General features: G+C 66.2%; 9 protein-coding genes. 3 read left to right on the top strand and 6 right to left on the bottom strand.

Going from position 1 to position 19284, the window contains the following annotated elements:
• Positions 1 to 2: 2 nt before the first annotated feature.
• On the bottom strand, positions 3 to 1064 hold the full coding sequence (locus GTZ97_RS10330; RefSeq protein ID WP_161650509.1) for an aromatic ring-hydroxylating dioxygenase subunit alpha: 1062 nt from the start codon (positions 1062 to 1064) through the stop codon (positions 3 to 5).
• Between the two features lie 212 nt (positions 1065 to 1276).
• On the opposite strand from GTZ97_RS10330, the gene GTZ97_RS10325 reads away from it, so the two are divergent.
• Both GTZ97_RS10325 and GTZ97_RS10320 read left to right on the top strand, forming a co-directional pair.
• Positions 1277 to 2122, top strand: coding sequence for an urease accessory protein UreD (locus GTZ97_RS10325; protein ID WP_161650507.1), 846 nt, complete (start codon positions 1277 to 1279; stop codon positions 2120 to 2122).
• A gap of 183 nt (positions 2123 to 2305) precedes the next feature.
• Positions 2306 to 3022, top strand: coding sequence for a response regulator (locus GTZ97_RS10320; protein ID WP_161650506.1), 717 nt, complete (start codon positions 2306 to 2308; stop codon positions 3020 to 3022).
• A gap of 4 nt (positions 3023 to 3026) precedes the next feature.
• On the opposite strand, the gene GTZ97_RS10315 is transcribed toward GTZ97_RS10320, so the two are convergent.
• The 4 genes from GTZ97_RS10315 to GTZ97_RS10300 form a co-directional block, all read right to left on the bottom strand.
• The gene (locus GTZ97_RS10315) at positions 3027 to 3989 is read right to left on the bottom strand and encodes an NAD(P)H-dependent flavin oxidoreductase (RefSeq protein WP_161650505.1); all 963 of its coding nucleotides are present in this window, start codon (positions 3987 to 3989) and stop codon (positions 3027 to 3029) included.
• Between the two features lie 119 nt (positions 3990 to 4108).
• The gene (locus GTZ97_RS10310) at positions 4109 to 5914 is read right to left on the bottom strand and encodes an acyl-CoA dehydrogenase (protein ID WP_161650503.1); all 1806 of its coding nucleotides are present in this window, start codon (positions 5912 to 5914) and stop codon (positions 4109 to 4111) included.
• Between the two features lie 127 nt (positions 5915 to 6041).
• Positions 6042 to 6974 (bottom strand): electron transfer flavoprotein subunit alpha/FixB family protein, encoded by a 933-nt coding sequence (locus tag GTZ97_RS10305; RefSeq protein WP_161650501.1) that lies wholly within the window; start codon positions 6972 to 6974, stop codon positions 6042 to 6044.
• Between the two features lie 13 nt (positions 6975 to 6987).
• Positions 6988 to 7737 carry an electron transfer flavoprotein subunit beta/FixA family protein gene (locus tag GTZ97_RS10300; protein WP_161650500.1) on the bottom strand — a complete coding sequence of 250 codons (750 nt, stop codon included), beginning with the start codon at positions 7735 to 7737 and terminating at the stop codon, positions 6988 to 6990.
• A gap of 147 nt (positions 7738 to 7884) precedes the next feature.
• Here GTZ97_RS10300 and murI point away from each other — a divergent pair, with 147 nt between their 5' ends.
• Positions 7885 to 8736: a glutamate racemase gene (gene murI, locus GTZ97_RS10295; protein ID WP_161650498.1), complete on the top strand. Its 852-nt coding sequence runs from the start codon at positions 7885 to 7887 to the stop codon at positions 8734 to 8736.
• Between the two features lie 49 nt (positions 8737 to 8785).
• Here the strand turns inward: murI and GTZ97_RS10290 are convergent, their stop codons facing one another.
• Complete coding sequence (locus GTZ97_RS10290; RefSeq protein WP_161650497.1) at positions 8786 to 18952, bottom strand: SPM autocatalytic domain-containing protein; 10167 nt, start codon at positions 18950 to 18952, stop codon at positions 8786 to 8788.
• Between the last annotated feature and the right edge of the window lie 332 nt (positions 18953 to 19284).

Genomic DNA, 19284 nt, shown 5'->3' with positions numbered 1-19284 from the left:
GCTCACCCTTGTGCGGGCGCCAGCCGGATGGTCACCCCCGGCAGCCCACGATGCACTTCCTCTTCACCATGTGCCTGCAGGATGGCCATCAGCCGCTTGCGGATCAGCATGCCGGGCTTGTCGCTGTCCATGGAGTACTCGACCCCGCGGCGACGGGTGTCGACCCAGGCATCGGGGTCGGTCGATTCCAGGATCTCCTTGTCCTCGCGCGTGATTTCGGCGTCGAAGTCGATCAGCAACTGTGCGGGGCAGTCGGCTTCGGTGTCATTGCGGAACAGCCATTGGCACAACTGGATGCTGCCGTCGTCGATCGGCGTGAAGCAGTTGATGATCACGTGACGCACGCCACTGGGGTACTCGATGTCCAGCCGGCGCGAGAAGGGCTGGAAGTAGGCGTTGCGCATGTGGCGCGTGGTGACCGGATCACTGACCCCGCTCACGCGCTGGAAGGCCGGCGGGTTGACCGCCTCGATGATGGTCTCGGCGTAGAAGCCCTCTTCGTTCTCGACCAGCTCGTACTTGCTCGGCTGGGGCCGATCGGCCACCCCGAAGGTGGCGCGGTGCACGAAGCTGAAATGCGAGTTGTCGAACGAGTTCTCAAGCGCGCGCATCGGGCTGGTTTCCCAGCGCTCATAGAACTGAAAGATGGTGCGCCAGCCCGGCGCCTCGAACTCGGGCACCTCGGGCACATCGGCCACCGGGTCTTCCAGCGCCACCCACGCGTAACCGTAGCGGGCCTGGCAGTGGTAGGCCACGGTCTTGAAGTCAGCCGGAATGGCGCGACCCGCTTCGTACTGGGGCACGTGGGTGACCCGCCCATGGCGGTCGTACACCCAGCCGTGGTAGCCGCACTGGATCCCGCCCTTGGCACACCAGCCCTTGGACAGACGGGCCGTGCGGTGACAGCAGCGGTCACGCAAAGCGGCGGGCTGCCCGTGCTCGTCCAGAAAGACGACGATGGCTTCGCCCAGCAGGGTGAAGGGCTTGGGCCCGTCCGCCAGTTCGGACAAGGGCATGACGGCGTGCCAGAAACGGCGAAAAACGGGCTGCTGCGTGGTCAGCATGGGGGCTCCTCCAGGTCGAGCAAGTCGGTGCGTGCACCGCAAGGGTTGAACAAGAGGGAGCAATGACCCGCCACGCACCACCCTGGCACAGAACATGCACCATGTGGCGGCATGCGACTGAACGCTTCTACTCCGCATGTTGTCCGGTGCAAGCATCGTGCCGCCACGGCCGCGCTGCGCCATACTGCCCCACCGCTGTACACACCCCACCCATGAGCTGGAAAGGCCACCTGCAACTGCGCTACCGCCGCGACGGCGAGCGCACCACCGCCCACGACCGCCACGAAGGCCCGCTGCGCGTGCTGCAGCGGCTGTACCCCGAGGGGCCAGACATCTGTCACCACGTGCTGGTGCACCCCCCCGGCGGCATCGTCGGTGGCGACACACTGCACATCGACGCCGAGCTGCAAGCGGGTAGCCATGCGCTGATCACCACGCCGGGCGCCACGCGGTTTTACAAAAGCGCCGGCGAGCCCGCCGAACAAACCCTGGTCGCCCGCCTCGCGCCGGAAAGCCGCCTGGAGTGGCTGCCGCTCGAGACCCTGGCCTACCGCGGCTGCATCGCGCATAACCGCATGCGCTTCGAGCTGGCGCCTGGCGCAGAGATGATCGGCTGGGATGTGCTCGCGCTGGGCCTGCCCGCCGCGGGCGAGGCCTTTGACGACCCCCAGGCCGCGCATGGCAGCTACACCCAAGAGATTGAGCTGCCCGGCGTCTGGCTGGAGCGCGGCACGGTGCGGGCCAACGACCCCCTGCTGCTGGATAGCCCGCTGGGCTGGGCGGGTCGGCGGGTGCTGGCCACCATGTGGTTTGCTGCCGGCAGCGCCTTGCCGACGGCCAAACGCGACGCCCTGCTCCAGTGCGCGCGCGATGTCGCGCAGCGCAACGACGCGGGCCCGCTCAGCGGCGCCACCAGCCCCCATGCGGAGGTGGTCATCGTGCGCGTGCTGGCCGACCGGGTGGAGCCGGCCATGGGCTTGCTGGGTGCCACCTGGGCGGCGTGGCGGCAGGAGGCCTGGGGCTTGACCGCACCGATCCCCCGAATCTGGCGCATGTGATCAAGTTTTGGCGGCGCCGGATACAAAGCACACAGCCCGAAACGTTTGCTGACATACCCATTCTGCCTAGCCCCGGGCCGTATGGGAACACACCGTTATCATGGCGCCCGCGCGCCTGCCCCCCTCTTTGGAGGGAGCGACGCGCAGAGGTACACCAAACAGCAAGCGAGGGAGCGGGGCGCCATGAAGGTTCTGTTGATCGATGACCATCCACTGATTCTGGCGGCGCTGCAGTCGGTGATTCTGGGGTTGGGCGACCATGTGCGCGTGACAGCCGCAGACAGCGGCCGCGCAGCCCGTGAGGCCCTGCAGAACGACCCAGCGCACCAATTGGTTTTGCTGGATCTGCAACTCGGTGATGCCGATGGCTTTGACCTGCTGGTCGAGTTCCGCACCCGGTATCCTGGCCTGCCCATCGTGGTGATCTCGGCCTCGGATCGCACCAGTGACGTCATCCGCGCCATCGACCTGGGCGCCATGGGCTTCGTGCCCAAACGGGCGAGCAATGAAACCCTCTTCGAGGCCTTGCAACAGGTGCTGTCCGGCGGCGTGTACGTGCCCCCGATGAACATGGGCGACGCACAAGGCTGGACGGTAGACGCGGCCACCGCGGCCAACGTGCAGCAGCATGCGCTGGCCGCGGGCTACCAGACAGCGCCTTCGCTGGAAGAGCTCAGCCTGACGCCACGTCAGACCGACGTGCTCAACCTGCTGCTCAAAGGCCAACCCAACAAGCTGATCGCGCGCGAACTCGGCCTGTCGGTCGAGACGGTCAAGGACCACGTGGCCGCCGTGCTGCGCGCGCTGGGCGTCAACTCGCGCACCCAGGCGGTGATCGCCGTCAGCCAGATCCTGCGCCGGCAGGGCGGCATGGTGGACGCCGCCCTCGCCTTCCGCTGAAGCGTCAGCTGCCGCAGAGCGCGGCGCGCGCCTCGGCGTACTCGGCCTTCAGACGGGCCACGAGTTCGGCCGCTGGCACGACGGCCTTGACGGCCGAGATGCCCTGGCCGCAGCCCCAGATGTCCTTCCAGACCTTGACGTCGGCATCGCCCTTGCTGCCAAAGCTCATCTGGCTGGGATCACCGTCGCCCAGCGCGTCTGGATCCAGGCCTGCATTCACGATGGACGGCCGCAGGTAGTTGCCATGTACGCCAGTGAACTTGCTGGAATACAGGATGTCGGCACTGGTGCAGTCCACCACCATCTGCTTGTAGGCATCGGCCGCACGGGCCTCTTCAGTCGCGATGAAGGCCGAGCCGATGTAAGCGAAATCGGCACCCATGGCGCGCGCAGCCAGAATGGCGCGGCCGTTGGCGATCGAGCCTGACAGTGCGATTGGGCCATCAAACCATTCACGGATCTCTTGCACCAGTGCAAACGGGCTGGTGGTGCCGGCATGGCCGCCGGCACCAGCGGCCACCGCGATCAGGCCATCGGCCCCCTTCTCGACCGCCTTGCGGGCAAAGCGGTTGTTGATCACGTCGTGCAGCACCACGCCACCGTAGCCATGCACCGCCTGGTTCACGTCTTCGCGTGCGCCCAGCGAGGTGATGATGACCGGCACCTTGTACTTGACGCACAGCTCCAGGTCATGCTCAAGCCGGTCGTTGCTCTTGTGCACGATCTGGTTGATGGCAAACGGGGCAGCGGGCTGATCAGGATGGGCTCGGTTGTGCGCGTCGAGCGTCTCGGTGATCTCGGCCAGCCACTCGTCGAGCTGGGCTGCGGGCCGGGCGTTGAGCGCCGGCATCGAGCCCACCACGCCCGCCTTGCACTGGGCAATCACCAGCTTGGGCGTGCTGAGGATGAACATGGGCGAGGCGATGACCGGGAACGGTACGCGCTGCAGCACTTCGGGCAAAGGCATCTTCTTGTCTCCTTGGCAACAAAAAAGCCCCAGGCCGGCTGAACCGGTCAGGGGCTCGGTCAGGCAAGCGGGGCGCGATGCATGCCGCGCCCACTGACTGCCATGTTAACGGCTCACGCTCAGAAAGCGTCCACAGGCATCGCCGTCACGCTGTCGCCACCTTCCAGGACAGTGTCACGCAGCGAGGCCACGCGGGCCAGGATGTGATCGCCGTAGAAGCGGGCCGTGGCGATCTTGGCGGCCATGAACCCGCCATCTTCCCCAGCCGCCAGCTTGTCTTCGGCGACCATCAGCGCGCGGCCCATCTGCCAGCCCGACACCAAGTTGCCGGCCAGCATCAGGTAGGGCACAGACCCCGCGAACACAGCGTTCGGGTTGGCCTTGAAGTTGGCGGCCACGAAGTCAACCACCTGCAGGTAGGCCTCGCGTGCCGCCTTGAGCTGCTTGGCGTACTTCTGGCAAGCCGCGCTGCTGCGAGCGGCCAGCTGACCTTCGGTGTCGGCTATCTGGGCAGCCACCGCCTTGGCAACGGCGCCACCATCACGGGCGGTCTTGCGGCCGACCAGGTCATTGGCCTGGATGGCGGTCGTGCCTTCGTAGATCGGCAGGATGCGCGAATCGCGGTAGTACTGAGCTGCACCGGTTTCCTCGATGAAGCCCATGCCACCGTGCACTTGCACGCCCAGCGAGGTCACCTCGACCGAGTTCTCGGTCGAGAAGCCCTTGATCAGCGGCACCAGGAACTCATAGAACGCCTGAGCCTGCTTGGCCACGGCTGCCTCCGGATGGTGGTGCGCGGTGTCATAGGCGGCCGCACCGACCAAGGCCATGGCGCGCTCGCCTTCGATCAGGGCGCGCATGGTCATCAGCATGCGCTTGACGTCGGGGTGATGGATGATGGCCACCGACTCCTTGGCCGAACCGTCGACCGGACGCGACTGCACGCGGTCACGGGCGTAGGCCACTGCATGTTGGTAAGCGCGCTCGGACACGGCCAGCCCCTGCAGGCCCACGTCGTAGCGGGCCGCGTTCATCATGATGAACATGTATTCGAGGCCGCGGTTCTCTTCGCCCACCAGGTAACCGATGGCGCCAGCACCAACCTCGCCCTTGTTATCACCATAGACAAGCACGGCCGTCGGAGAGGCCTTGATGCCAAGCTTCTCTTCGATCGACGCGCAGTAGACGTCGTTGCGCTTGCCCAGCGAGCCGTCTTCGTTGACCAGGAACTTGGGCACGACGAACAGCGAGATGCCCTTGACGCCTTCGGGTGCGTCCGGCGTGCGGGCCAGCACCAGGTGCACGATGTTCTCGGACATGTCGTGCTCACCGTAGGTGATGAAGATCTTCTGACCGGAGATGCGGTAGGTGCCGTCATCTTGCTTGACGGCCTTGGAGCGCACCAGTGCCAGATCCGAACCGGCTTGCGGCTCGGTCAGGTTCATGGTGCCCGTCCATGCACCCTCGATCATCTTGGGGATGTAACGCTGCTTGAGTTCGTCGCTGGCTGCCGTCAACAGTGCTTCGGTGGCACCGGTGGTCAGGATTGAGCACAGGGAGAAGCTCAGGTTGGCTGCCATCGTGTGCTCGATGCAGGCCGCGCCGATGATCTTGGGCAGACCCTGGCCGCCGTACTCGGCCGGCTGCTGCAGGCCTTGCCAACCGCCTTCGGTCAGCGCCTTGTAGGCTTCCTTGAAACCGGCAGACGCGCGCACCACGCCGTTGTCCCACGAGCCGTGATCCTGATCGCCGCTCCAGTTCAGCGGGGCCACCACTTCTTCGTTGAACTTGGCCGACTCTTCCAGCACGGCTTGAGCGGTCTCAAAACCTGCGTCTTCGAAACCGGGGATTTGGGCGATCTTGTCGATGCCGGCCAGCTCCTTCATGCAGAACAGCTGGTCCTTGACGGGTGCTTTGAATGCCATGGTTTGCTCCATTGCCGCCGTTTAAAACGCCGCGGCGTGAGACGGAAAAAAGGGGCGCCTCGCAAGACGCCCCGTTTGAGGTGTTCAGCCAGAAACCGGTTCTGTCTGCATCACCTGCATGATGCCATCACAGGGACTTGACCAGCTCCGGCACAGCCGTGAACAGATCAGCTTCAAGACCGAAGTCGGCCACCTGGAAGATGGGGGCTTCGGGATCCTTGTTGATGGCCACGATGACCTTCGAATCCTTCATGCCTGCCAAGTGCTGGATGGCGCCGGAGATACCGACGGCCACATACAGCTGAGGCGCCACGATCTTGCCGGTCTGACCGACTTGCAGGTCGTTCGGGGCGTAGCCAGCGTCCACAGCGGCGCGCGAGGCACCGACGGCGGCGCTCAGCTTGTCGGCCAGAGGCAGCATGACTTCGTTGAACTTGTCAGCCGAGCCCAGGGCGCGGCCGCCCGACACCACGATCTTGGCGGCGGTCAGCTCAGGACGCTCGGACTTGGTGACTTCACGGCCCACGAACGACGAGGTGCCGGAGTCGCCCACGGCAGCCACGGTTTCGACCGCAGCCGAACCACCGGTGGTGGCAGCGGGATCGAACGCGGTGCCACGAACGGTCAGCACCTTGACGGCGTCGGCCGATTGCACGGTGGCGATGGCGTTGCCGGCGTAAATGGGACGCTCGAACGTGTCGGCCGAAATCACCTTGGTGATCTCAGAGACCTGGGCGACGTCCAGCTTGGCGGCCACGCGGGGGGCCACGTTCTTGCCAGCTGCGGTAGCGGGGAACACGATGTGGCTATAGCCCGAGGCCACGGCCAGCACCTGGGCGGCCACGTTCTCGGCCAGGCCGTCGGCGAACTGGGCGCCGTCAGCGTGCAGCACCTTGCTCACACCAGCGATCTGGGCAGCAGCGGCAGCAGCAGCACCGGCGTTGGCGCCAGCCACCAGCACGTGCACGTCGCCACCGGTTGCCTTGGCAGCGGTGATGGTGTTCAGCGTGGCGCTCTTGATCGAGGCGTTGTCGTGTTCAGCAATGACGAGTGCGGTCATGTTGTCAGTCTCCTCAGATCACCTTGGCGTCGTTCTTCAGCTTGCTGACCAGGGTGGCCACGTCGGGCACCTTGATACCAGCAGAACGCTTGGGCGGCTCGGCCACGCTCAGGGTCTTGATACGGGGGGCCACGTCCACGCCCAGGTCAGCCGGCTTCACGGTGTCCAGGGGCTTCTTCTTGGCCTTCATGATGTTGGGCAGCGTCACGTAGCGGGGCTCGTTCAGACGCAGGTCGGTGGTCACCACAGCGGGCAACTTCAGCGACACAGTTTCCAGGCCGCCGTCGACTTCGCGGGTCACGTTGACCTTGTCACCGGCCACTTCGACCTTCGAGGCGAACGTGCCCTGGGGCAGGTTAGCCAGCGCAGCCAGCATCTGGCCGGTCTGGTTGCTGTCGTCATCGATGGCTTGCTTGCCCAGGATCACCAGCTGGGGCTGCTCCTTGTCGACCAGGGCCTTGAGCACCTTGGCCACGGCCAGGGGCTGCACGTCGGCGTCGGTCTCGACCAGGATGCCACGGTCAGCGCCGATGGCCATGGCGGTACGCAAGGTTTCCTGGCACTGAGCCGGGCCGATCGACACGGCCACGATCTCGGTGACCACGCCCTTTTCCTTCAGGCGGGTGGCCTCTTCGACGGCGATTTCGTCGAAGGGGTTCATGCTCATTTTGACGTTGGCGATGTCGACACCCGAGCCGTCGGACTTCACGCGAACCTTCACGTTGTAGTCCACAACCCGCTTGACCGGAACCAGAACCTTCATGCGATGTTCTCCTGCGTCATGAGGAAGAGTTGATTAGATTGGACGCGCCAAAATAGCACGATCGTTCGATTCTAGCGCACACTTCTGGCTCCGCGGGCATCCGCTACGCCAGAAGGGATGAAAATACGTGGTTTATAGCGTGCATCCATGACACTGCCTCACCCGCTGCCAGAACAAGACCCCGAACTGACGACGTTCAATGCGTTGCGGGTGGGCGTCTTTGACTCGGGGCTGGGGGGGCTGTCGATGATGGCGGCGCTGCGCCACAGCTTGCCGGGTGCGACGTTTCATTATGTGGCGGATTCAGGCCACGCCCCCTACGGCGAGCGGGACGACGCGTTCATTCTGGCGCGTTGCGAGGCCATCACACAAGCCCTGCTGGACATGGGCGCGGACATGATCGTCGTGGCTTGCAACACGGCCACCGCGGTGGCCATCCGTGAGCTGCGCCACGCCTGGCCGCGCCTGCCCTTCATCGGCGTGGAGCCGGGCATCAAGCCTGCCATCACCCTGTCGCCCTCCGGGCGCATCGGCGTGCTGGCCACGCCCATGACCCTGGCCAGCGCGAAGTTCCGGTCGCTGGTGGACGCGCACGCCGCAGGCATGGCCCTGACACTTCAGCCGTGCCCCGGGCTGGCCGCCGAGATTGAGAAAGGGGCGCTGGACTCCCCTGCTTTGCGCGGATTGGTTCAGCGCTTCTCGGCCCCCCTGCTTCAGGCGGACGTGGATACCGCAGTGCTGGGCTGCACGCATTACCCCTTGATCCGCCCGCTGTTCGAGGCGGCGCTGCCGGGCGTGAGACTGGTTGACACGTCGGGCGCGGTGGCGCGGCACGCGCGCCGGCTGGCACAGGTGCTGGTACACACGGGTGAACGGAGCGCCGCCGCTGATGCAGCCGACCTCACGCTGTGGACCACCGGTGACCCGATGCACCTGCAAAGCGTGGCCCGGCAATGGCTCGATGCGCCCACGCTGCGCGCGAGAGCGCTCGGCGACTGAACAAAGGCGTCCGCACGGGCCCCAAGGGGGCCCGGCGGAGGCAGCCGGATCAGATCAGCGGGTTGTGGCGCGGGTCGAGCAGCGACTCGTCCGGAGACATCGGCTGGATGGTCAGCATCGTGGCGTCGGTCGCGCCGACCTGAGCGGGCGCGGGCGCCGCCGCAGCAGCCGGCTCGGGTGAACTCGGGGCCACGGCGTCCAGTGACAACGGTTGCCCCGGGTCGGTGAGCACATCGCCTGTGCTGACCGGCACCACCGGCAATGCGTTGCTTGTATCGCCACCATCCCCTGCCAGCGCCGCGGCCTGAGCCACCGTGTCCTTGGCAAACCACACGTCGATCATCTCGTGTGTGCTGCCGTCGGAACGGGTGTAGTCGGACACCAGACCCAGCAGGTTGCCGTTGTCCAGCGCCGTGCCCGCCACCGCGGAGAGGTTCAGGCTGCTGATGCCCAACTGCTCGAGCGTATAAAGCTCTCCTGCATCCGATACGCCATCACGGTTGGCATCCACCCAGATCCGCAGCTCGTGGAAGCGTGCGTCCTCGGCGGTGATGCGCCCGTCACCGTTCGTGTCCTCCAGCGCCAGGGCCGCGAAGCCGTGGCCAGAGCGCTGACCCTGCGCGTTCGGCGTGGCCGCACCGAAGAGCTCGCGCCCGTCGTTGATGATGCCGTCGCCGTTGCGATCGAGCACCAACAGACCATCCTCTGGCGAGGCCCAGCCCACACGGCTGGCAGTGCCCGTGCCGAGCAGGTCGAAGAACACGCCCTCGGAGGCCGCCAGTGTCCGCACACCGTCGCCATTCAGGTCCAGCACGATGGGCGAGCCGGCGATCATGGCGTCCAGCTGTGCGCCCGTCATCACCGCGATGTCTGCCGTCTCGAAGGCCGAGATCTGCTCCATGCTCATCGCTGCGATGTCGTGGGTCGACAGCACCGTGATGTGATCGGTGGTGAACGCCGCGATCTGGGCCGTGGTCAAGGCCGCGAACTGCGACGAAGTCATCGCGACGATGTCCTCTGTGGCCAGCGTGCCGAACTGCTCGGTCGTCAGCGCCTGGACCTGCTGCGTGGTCAGCGCAGCGATCTGGGTGGTCGTCAGCGCGACGATGTCCTCGGTCTCCAGCGCCTGGATGCCGGCGGTGCTCATCGCACGCAACGCCGAGGTGCTCAGCACCGCAACATCAGCGGAGTCGAGCGCCAGAACCTGCGCGCTGCTGAGAGCGGCCACCTGTACGCTGCTCAGCACGGCCACCTGGGCCGTGGTGAAGGCGGCCACATCGACGGTCTCCATCGCCTGGATCTGTGCCGAGGCGAGCACGGCGACCTGCGCCGTGGTCAGGGCCTCGACCTGCTCGGTCGTCAGGGCCTGGATGGCATCGGTGGTCAGGCCGCGCAGCGCTGAAGAGGTCAGCACACGCAGGTCATCGGTCTCAAGCGCCGCCACCTGATCGGTGGTCAGTGCCGCAGCCTGCCGGAAAGTCAGGGCTGCCGCCTGGCTGGTCTGCAGCGCAACGATGTCCGCCGTTTCGATGGCACGGATCTGCTCCGTGGCCAGCGAGTTGATCTGCGCCGTGGTCAGGGCACTGATCTGCTCGGTGGTCAGGGCCTGGATGGCATCCGTGCCCAGGCCGCGCAGGGCTGCCGTGGTCAGGACACGCAGATCCTCGGTCTCGATCGCCTGGATCTGCTGCGTGCCCAGAGCAGACAGCTGGCTGCTGCTGAGAACCGCAACCTGGGCCGTGACCAGCGCGGCCACATCCGCAGTCTCGATCGCCTGGATCTGCTGGGTGGTGAGCGCACTCACCTGGATCGTCGTCAGCTGCGCCACCTGCTCCGTCGTGAGGGCTGCCACGCCCTCGGTAGACAGACCGCGGAGGGCCGCCGTCGACAGAGCCCGCAGGTCGGAAGTCTCGATCGCCTGAACCTGAGCGGTGCCCAGAGCCGCCACCTGGCTGCTGCTCAGGACGGCCGCATGAGCAGTCGTGAGCGCAGCAATGTCGGCGGTTTCAATGGCCTGAACCTGCTGGGTGGTGAACGCCGCCACCTGCGTGCTGCTCAAGGAAGCGATCTGAGCTGTCTCAAGCGCCACGATCTGATCGGTGGTCAAGGCACGAACCTGCGCCTGCCCCAGCGCCCGGACCGCCTGGGTCGACAGCACCGCGACGTCGGCGGTTTCGATCGCCTGGATCTGCTGCGTGGTCAACGATGCGAGTTGCGCGCTGGTGAGTTCCGCCATCTGGTCCGTGGTGAGGGCGGCGATGCCCTCCGTCGCCAGACCGCGAAGCGCCGCCGTCGTGAGCACGCGGACATCCATGGTCTCAATGGCCTGCAGTTGCGCAGTGGTCATGGCCGCAAGCTGCGCGCTATTGAGCACCGCCATCTGAGCTGTACCCAGTGCGGCGACGTCTTCGGTTTCCATGGCCCGGATCTGTTGCGTGCTCAACGCGGCGATCTGGGCACTGGTCAACGCTGCAACCTGGCCGGTGGTCAGGGCGGCGACCGCATCGGTACCAAGGCCGCGCAAGGCTGCAGTGCTCAGTGCGGCCAGGTCGGCCGTCTCAATGGCCTGGACCTGATCCGTTCCCAGCGCAGCCACCTGCACACTGCTGAGCGCTGCCACCTGGGCGGTGCCCAGCGCCGCGATGTCGGCCGTTTCGATGGCGTGAATCTGCTGCGTCGTCAGCGCCGCCACCTGGCTGCTGGTGAGCTGGGCCACCTGTTCGGTGCTGAGCGCGGCCATGCCGTCGGTGCTCAACCCGCGAATCGCAGCCGTGCTCAGCACACGGAGGTCAGCCGTTTCGATGGCCTGAACTTGGTCGGTCGTCAGCACCGCCACCTGTGCACTGGAGAACGCCGCAAACTGCGCGGTGCCCAGGGCTGCCAGGTCGGCCGTCTCAATTGCACGAACCTGATCGGTCGTCAGTGTGGCGACCTGCGCGCTGGTGAGCGCACCCATTTGCGCTGTCTCCAGCGCCGCGATCTGCTCTGTGGTCAAGGCGCGGATCTGAGCGGAACTCAGCGAGCGCAGTGCCTGACTGTTGAGTACGCCGATGTCGCTCGTCTCGATGGCAGCCACCTGTTGTGTGCTAAACACGGAGACTTGCGCGCTGGTGAGCTGGGCCACTTGATCAGTGGTCAGCGCGGCCACGCCTTCTGTGCTCAGGCCGCGTACGGCCGTGGTGCTCAGAGCACGCAGGTCCTGTGTCTCGATGGCCTGGATCTGGTCGGTGCCAAGCGCGGCCACCTGGGCGCTGCCCAAGGCCGCCATCTGTGCAGTACCCAGCGCGGCAATGTCGGCGGTTTCCATGGCCGCGACTTGCAGCGTACTCAGCGCCGCAACCTGTGCAGTCGACAGCGCACCCACCTGGTCAGTGGTCAAGGCCACCACGGCATCGGTGCTCAGTCCGCGCAAGGCAGCCGTCGTCAGGGCCCGCAGATCAGCGGTTTCGATTGCCTGGACCTGGTCGGATGACAGCGCCGCCACCTGCGCGCTGCTGAGGGCCGCGGTCTGAGCCGTGCCCAGCGCAACGATGTCAGCCGTTTCAATGGCCTGGACCTGCTGGGTCGTCAGTGCAGCGACCTGCGCACTGGTCAGCGCGCTTACCTGGCTCGTTTCGAGCGCCACGATCTGGTCGGTGGTGAGCGCCCGGATCTGCGCGCTGCTGAGCGCCCTCAGACCAGCAGAGTTGATCACCCCCACGTCTGCCGTCTCGATGGCCTGGATCTGCTGGGTGCTCAGCGCAGCAATCTGGCTGCTGGTGAGTTGGGCCACCTGTTCGGTGGTCAAGGCCGCCACGCCATCGGTGCTCAGGCCGCGCAAGGCCGCGGTGCTCAGCACACGCACATCAGCCGTCTCGATGGCCTGGACCTGATCCGTCGTCAGGGCAGCCACCTGGGCGCTGCTGAGAGCGGCCATCTGGGCGGTGCCCAGCGCAGCAATGTCGGCCGTTTCGATGGCCTGAACCTGCTGCGTCGTCAACGCGGCGACCTGGACACTGGTCAGCGCGCTCATCTGGCCGGTTTCCAGCGCCACGATCTGGTCAGTGGTCAGCGCCCGCACCTGCGTGCTGCTCATTGCGCGCACAGCGGCGGTGCCCAGCACGGCCACGTCTTCCGTCTCGATGGCGCGGACCTGGCTGGTGCTCAGCGCTGCCACCTGGGTGCTGGCAAGTTGCGAGACCTGATCGGTCGTCAGCGCGGCCACCCCGTCGGTGCTCAAGCCGCGCAGCGCCAAGGTGGTCAACACGCGCAGATCGGCTGTCTCGATGGCCTGGACCTGGTCGGTCGTCAGTGCAGCCACTTGCGCACTGTTGAGCGCAGCCACCTGGGCGGTGCCCAATGCCGCGACGTCGGCTGTCTCGATCGCCCGGATCTGGCTGGTGCTCAGCGCAGCCACCTGGCTGCTGGTGAGTTGGGCCACCTGTTCGGTGGTCAAGGCCGCCACGCCATCGGTGCTCAGGCCGCGCAAGGCCGCGGTGCTCAGCACACGCACGTCAGCCGTCTCGATGGCCTGGACCTGATCCGTCGTCAGGGCAGCCACCTGGGCGCTGCTGAGAGCGGCCATCTGGGCGGTGCCCAGCGCAGCAATGTCGGCCGTTTCGATGGCCTGAACCTGCTGCGTCGTCAACGCGGCGACCTGGACACTGGTCAGCGCACTCATCTGGCTGGTTTCCAGCGCCACGATCTGGTCAGTGGTCAGCGCCCGCACCTGCGTGCTGCTCAGCGCCCGCACAGCGGCGGTACCCAGCACGGCCACGTCTTCCGTCTCGAGGGCGCGGACCTGGCTGGTGCTCAACGCCGCCACCTGGGTGCTGGCAAGTTGCGAGACCTGATCGGTCGTCAGCGCGGCCACCCCGCTGGTGCTCAAGCCGCGCAGCGCCGAGGTGGTCAATGCGCGCAGGTCCTGTGTCTCGATGGCCTGGACCTGCTCGGTCGTAAGCGCCCCCACCTGAATGCTGTTCAAGGCAGCGATCTGGCTGGTCCCCAGCGCGACGATGTCCTCGGTCTCGATGGCACGGATCTGGTTGGTGCTCAGCGCGGCCACCTGGCTGCTGGTGAGCTGGGCCACCTGTTCGGTGGTCAGGGCCGCCATGGCATCGGTGCTCAGTCCGCGCAAGGCTACGGTGCTCAGCACACGCACGTCAGTCGTCTCGATGGCCTGGACCTGATCCGTCGTCAAGGCGGCCACCTGGGCGCTGCTGAGAGCAGCCATCTGGGCGGTGCCCAGCGCTGCGATGTCGGCCGTCTCGATGGCCTGGACCTGCTGGGTCGTCAGCGCCGCCACCTGGGCGCTGGTCAGCGCACCCATCTGGCTGGTCTCCAGCGCAACGATCTGGTCAGTGGTCAGCGCGCGGAATTGTGTGGTGCTCAAGGCGCGCAACGCCTGCGTGCTCAGCACGGCGATGTCTGCCGTCTCAATGGCACGAATCTGCTGTGTTGTGAGCGCTGCGACTTGCGCGCTGCTCAGTTGCGCAATCTGGTCAGTGGTCAAAGCCGCAACCGCATCGGTGCTCAGGCCGCGCAAGGCCGCCGTGGTCAGCACACGGATGTCGACCGTCTCGATCGCCTGGATCTGGTCGGTCGTCAACGCAGCCACCTGCGCGCTGGTGAGCGCACGCACCTGGTTTGTGTCCAGCGCGGCGATGTCCTGCGTCTCGATGGCCCGGATCTGGCTGGTGTTGAGTGCCGCCACCTGGCTGGTGGTGAGTTGCGCAACCTGATCCGTGGTCAGGGCAGCCACCGCATCGGTGCTCAGCCCCCTCAGTGCGGCGGTGCTCAGGACGCGAATGTCAGCCGTTTCGATCGCCTGGACCTGATCCGTGCTCAGCGCAGCCACTTGGGCACTGCTGAGCGCGGCGACTTGGCTGGTGCCAAGCGCTGCCAGATCGGCTGTCTCGATCGCCTGAATCTGCTGGGTCGTCAGAGCGGCCACCTGTGCGCTGGTCAGCGCACCCATCTGGCTGGTCTCCAAGGCGGCGATCTGCTCCGTGCTCAGCGCGCGGATTTGCGTTGAAGTGAGCGCGCGCAGACCGGTGCTGCTGAGCGTGCCGACGTCGGCTGTCTCGATGGCGCGGATCTGCTGAGTGCTCAGGGCAGTGACCTGGCTGCTGCTCAGCGCGCCGATCTGATCGCTTGACAGCGCAACGATGGCGTCGGTGCTCAAGCCACGCATGGAAACCGTGCTAAGCGCGCGCAAGTCGTCGGTCTCGATGGCCTGAACCTGATCGGTCGTCAGCGCGGCCAGCTGTGCGCTGCTCAGCGCACGAGCCTGAGTGGTGTTCAGAGCCGCCACGTCCTCGGTTTCAAGCGCACGGATCTGCTGGGTGCTCATCACGCCGATCTGGGCGCTGCTCAGCGCGCCGACCTGCTCGGTGGTCAGCGCAGCGACGGCATCGGTGCTCAGGCCACGCAGTGCGGCGGTGGTCAGCACACGCAGGTCGGCCGTCTCGATGGCTTGAACCTGGTCGGTCGTCAGCGCGGCCACTTGCGTGCTGCTCAGCGCGGCGACCTGGCTGGTGCCCAGAGCGGCCAGATCGGCGGTCTCGATGGCCTGGATCTGCGCCGTGCTCAGTGCGGCCACCTGCGTGCTGCTCAGCGCGGACATCTGGGCCGTCTCCAGCGCCGCGATCTGATCGGTGCTCAGCGCACGCATCTGGGCCGTGGTCAGCGAGCGCAGCGCGCTGCTGCTCATCGCAGCCACGTCGGCCGTCTCGATGGCCTGGATCTGTTGGGTCGTCAGCGCAGCCACCTGGCTGCTGGTCAGCGCGTTGACCTGGTCGGTCGTCAGCGCCGCCACCGCATCCGTGCTCAGACCACGCAAGGCCAGCGAGCTCAATACGCGCAGGTCTTCGGTTTCAATCGCCTGAACCTGATCCGTGGTCAGCGCAGCGACCTGGGCACTGCTCAAGGCACGCACTTGCACGGTGCCCAAGGCGGCCACATCGGCCGTCTCGATGGCCTGAATCTGCTGCGTCGTCAGCGCCACCACCTGCGTGCTGCTCAGCGCCGCCATCTGGTCGGTCGCCAGCGCCACGATCTGGTCGGTGCTCAGCGCACGCATCTGGGCCGTGGTCAGCGAGCGCAGCGCGCTGCTGCTCATCGCGGCCACGTCGGCTGTCTCGATGGCCTGGATCTGTTGCGTCGTCAGCGCAGCCACCTGGCTGCTGGTGAGCGCGTTGACCTGATCGGTCGTCAGCGCGGCCACCGCATCCGTGCTCAGACCACGCAAGGCCAGCGAGCTCAATACGCGCAGGTCTTCGGTTTCAATCGCCTGAACCTGGTCCGTGGTCAGCGCAGCGACCTGGGCGCTGGTCAGCACGCGCACCTGAGCGGTTCCCAGCGCTGCGAGGTCGGCCGTCTCGATGGCTTGAATCTGCTGCGTCGTCAGCGCCGCCACCTGCGTACTGCTCAGCGCCGCCATCTGGTCGGTCGCCAGCGCCACGATCTGGTCGGTGCTCAGCGCACGCATCTGGGCCGTCGTCAGCGAGCGCAGTGCGCTGCTGCTCATCGCGGCCACGTCGGCCGTCTCGATGGCCTGGATCTGTTGCGTGGTGAGCGCAGCCACCTGGCTGCTGGTCAGCGCGTTGACCTGGTCGGTCGTCAGCGCCGCCACCGCATCCGTGCTCAGGCCGCGCAGCGCCAGCGAGCTCAGCACGCGCAGGTCTTCGGTTTCAATCGCCTGAACCTGGTCGGTTGTCAGCGCGGCCAGCTGAGCGCTGCCCAGCGTGCGAACCTGGGCTGTGCCCAGAGCGGCCACATCGGCCGTTTCGATGGCTCGGATCTGTTGCGTCGTCAGCGCAGCCACCTGGCTGCTGGTCAGCGCGTTGATCTGGTCGGTCGTCAGCGCCGCCACCGCATCCGTGCTCAAGCCACGCAAGGCCAGCGAGTTCATGACGCGCAGATCCTGCGTTTCGATGGCCTGGACCTGGTCTGTGGTCAACGCGGCAACCTGGGCGCTATTGAGCGCCGCAACCTGGGCGGTGCCCAGCGCTGCGAGGTCGGCTGTCTCGATGGCCTGAATCTGCGCCGTGCTCAGTGCGGCCACCTGCGTGCTGCTCAGCGCCGCCATCTGGTCGGTCGCCAGCGCCACGATCTGATCAGTGCTCAGCGCACGCATCTGGGCTGTGGTCAGCGAGCGCAAGGCGCTGCTGCTCATCGCAGCCACGTCGGCCGTCTCGATGGCCTGGATCTGTTGCGTCGTCAGCGCAGCCACCTGGCTGCTGGTCAGCGCGTTGACCTGATCGGTCGTCAGCGCGGCCACCGCATCCGTGCTCAGACCACGCAAGGCCAGCGAGCTCAATACGCGCAGGTCTTCGGTTTCAATCGCCTGAACCTGATCCGTGGTCAGCGCAGCGACCTGGGCGCTGGTCAGCACGCGCACCTGAGCGGTTCCCAGCGCTGCGAGGTCGGCCGTCTCGATGGCTTGAATCTGCTGCGTCGTCAGCGCCGCCACCTGCGTGCTGCTCAGCGCCGCCATCTGGTCGGTCGCCAGCGCCACGATCTGGTCGGTGCTCAGCGCACGCATCTGGGCCGTCGTCAGCGAGCGCAGGGCGCTGCTGCTCATCGCGGCCACGTCGGCCGTCTCGATGGCCTGGATCTGTTGCGTCGTCAGCGCAGCCACCTGGCTGCTGGTCAGCGCGTTGACCTGGTCGGTCGTCAGCGCCGCCACCGCATCCGTGCTCAGGCCGCGCAGCGCCAGCGAGCTCAGCACGCGCAGGTCCTCGGTTTCAATCGCCTGAACCTGGTCGGTTGTCAGCGCGGCCAGCTGAGCGCTGCCCAGCGTGCGAACCTGGGCTGTGCCCAGGGCGGCCACATCGGCCGTTTCGATGGCTCGGATCTGTTGCGTCGTCAGCGCAGCCACCTGGCTGCTGGTCAGCGCGTTGACCTGGTCGGTCGTCAGCGCCGCCACCGCATCCGTGCTCAAGCCACGCAAGGCCAGCGAGTTCAGCGCGCGCACATCGTCTGTCTCCATCGCCTGAACCTGGTCCGTGGTCAAGGCGGCCACCTGGGCGCTGCTCAAAGCACGCACTTGCACGGTGCCCAAGGCGGCCACATCGGCCGTCTCAATGGCCCGCACTTGATCAGTAGACAAGGCTGCGACCTGGTTACTCGTCAGCGCTCCCATCTGCGCGGTTTCCAGGGCCACGATCTGATCCGTGGTCAGCGCACGGACCTGTGCCGTGGACAAGGCGCGCAGCGCGCCGCTGGTCAGGGCAGCCACATCCGCTGTTTCGATGGCCTGGATCTGCTGGGTTGTCAAGGACGCCAGCTGAGCGCTGGTCAGCGCGTTGACCTGATCCGTGGTGAGCGCGGCCACCGCATCGGTGCTCAGCCCCCGCAACGCCAGCGAAGAAAGTGCCCGCAGGTCGCCCGTCTCAATCGCTTGGACCTGATCAGTGGTCAACGCAGCAACCTGTGCGCTGCTCAAGGCCCTGACCTGGTTGCTACCCAGCGCAGCCACGTCCTCTGTTTCGAGCGCACGAACCTGCTGGGTGCTCAAGCCCGCCACTTGCGTGCTGCTCAGATGCGTGACCTGATCGGTGGTCAGTGCGGCCACCGCATCCGTCGTCAGCGCGCGGATCTGCACAGAAGACATGGCCCGCAACGCGTTGCTGCCCAGCACGGCGACGTCTTGCGTCTCGATCGCCTGGACCTGCTGTGTCGTCAGCGCGGCCACCTGAGCACTCGTGAGTTGACTGAACTGCTCGGTGCTCAAAGCGGCAACGCCCTCGGTGCTGAGGGCGCGCAGGGAGAGGGTACTGAGGGCCCTCAAATCGTCGGCTTCGATTGCGGCCAGCTGATCGGTTGTCAGCGCTGCAACCTGCGTACTGGAAAGCGCCCTCGCCTGCGCTGTTGTCAGTGCAGCGATGTCCTCGGTTTCCAGCGCCCGAATCTGCTGGCTGTTCAGCGCGGCGATTTGCGATGTCAACAAGGCCTGCACCTGGTCGGTGGTCAGCGTGGCCACTGCGTCGGTGCTCAGCGAGCGCAGCTGCACCGAGGTGAAGGCGCGTACATCATTGGTCTCGAAGGCCTGCAACTGTGTCGAGGTCAACACCGCCAGATCCGCTGTCTGGATGGCCCGCACCTGCGTGGTGGTCAGGGCCATGATCTGGTCGGTCGAGAACGCTGCCCAGTCTTCCGTGTTCAGGTTGGCAATCGACGTGGTCGAGAGCTGGCTGATCTGGGTGGTCGACAACGAGTTGATGATGGAGGCCATTTATTTTCACCTTCCGAGATGCATAGGGGGTCTGTCCCGTTGGCCGCGGCCCTGCAACACATGAACAAGCAGGACGCACGACGTCAGGGAGAGGCTACGTGTGCCACCTCTGCAGAGAACGCGGGATAAGAACCCGTTTCCGCCCCCAACAGATGTGCGCAGCCAGACGACGCTGATCGCATATCGACGACGCCGGTTTGAACTTGAGTCGCCGCCCCCATCTCGCCTGCTTTTTCTCGTTTAAGGCGTCGGATGCCGCCGGAATCCCGGACTTTTCCGTGAAACGCTGCCGCTTCAGCGGTGGCAACATGGCCGTTCAGACTGACTCACAC

The sequence above is a fragment of the Aquabacterium fontiphilum genome (genome assembly GCF_009909205.1).
Taxonomy (GTDB): domain Bacteria; phylum Pseudomonadota; class Gammaproteobacteria; order Burkholderiales; family Burkholderiaceae_C; genus Aquabacterium; species Aquabacterium fontiphilum.
Note: the sequence above shows the minus strand (reverse complement) of the source record. Positions and strands in the feature narration are given on the sequence as shown.

Coding starts and splice junctions, on each gene's coding strand:
- GTZ97_RS10330 (WP_161650509.1), bottom strand. CDS start 1,064: ATGCTGACCACGCAGCAGCCCGTTTTTCGCCGTTTCTGGCACGCCGTC.
- murI (WP_161650498.1), top strand. CDS start 7,885: ATGACACTGCCTCACCCGCTGCCAGAACAAGACCCCGAACTGACGACG.
- GTZ97_RS10320 (WP_161650506.1), top strand. CDS start 2,306: ATGAAGGTTCTGTTGATCGATGACCATCCACTGATTCTGGCGGCGCTG.
- GTZ97_RS10290 (WP_161650497.1), bottom strand. CDS start 18,952: ATGGCCTCCATCATCAACTCGTTGTCGACCACCCAGATCAGCCAGCTC.
- GTZ97_RS10310 (WP_161650503.1), bottom strand. CDS start 5,914: ATGGCATTCAAAGCACCCGTCAAGGACCAGCTGTTCTGCATGAAGGAG.
- GTZ97_RS10300 (WP_161650500.1), bottom strand. CDS start 7,737: ATGAAGGTTCTGGTTCCGGTCAAGCGGGTTGTGGACTACAACGTGAAG.
- GTZ97_RS10325 (WP_161650507.1), top strand. CDS start 1,277: ATGAGCTGGAAAGGCCACCTGCAACTGCGCTACCGCCGCGACGGCGAG.
- GTZ97_RS10305 (WP_161650501.1), bottom strand. CDS start 6,974: ATGACCGCACTCGTCATTGCTGAACACGACAACGCCTCGATCAAGAGC.
- GTZ97_RS10315 (WP_161650505.1), bottom strand. CDS start 3,989: ATGCCTTTGCCCGAAGTGCTGCAGCGCGTACCGTTCCCGGTCATCGCC.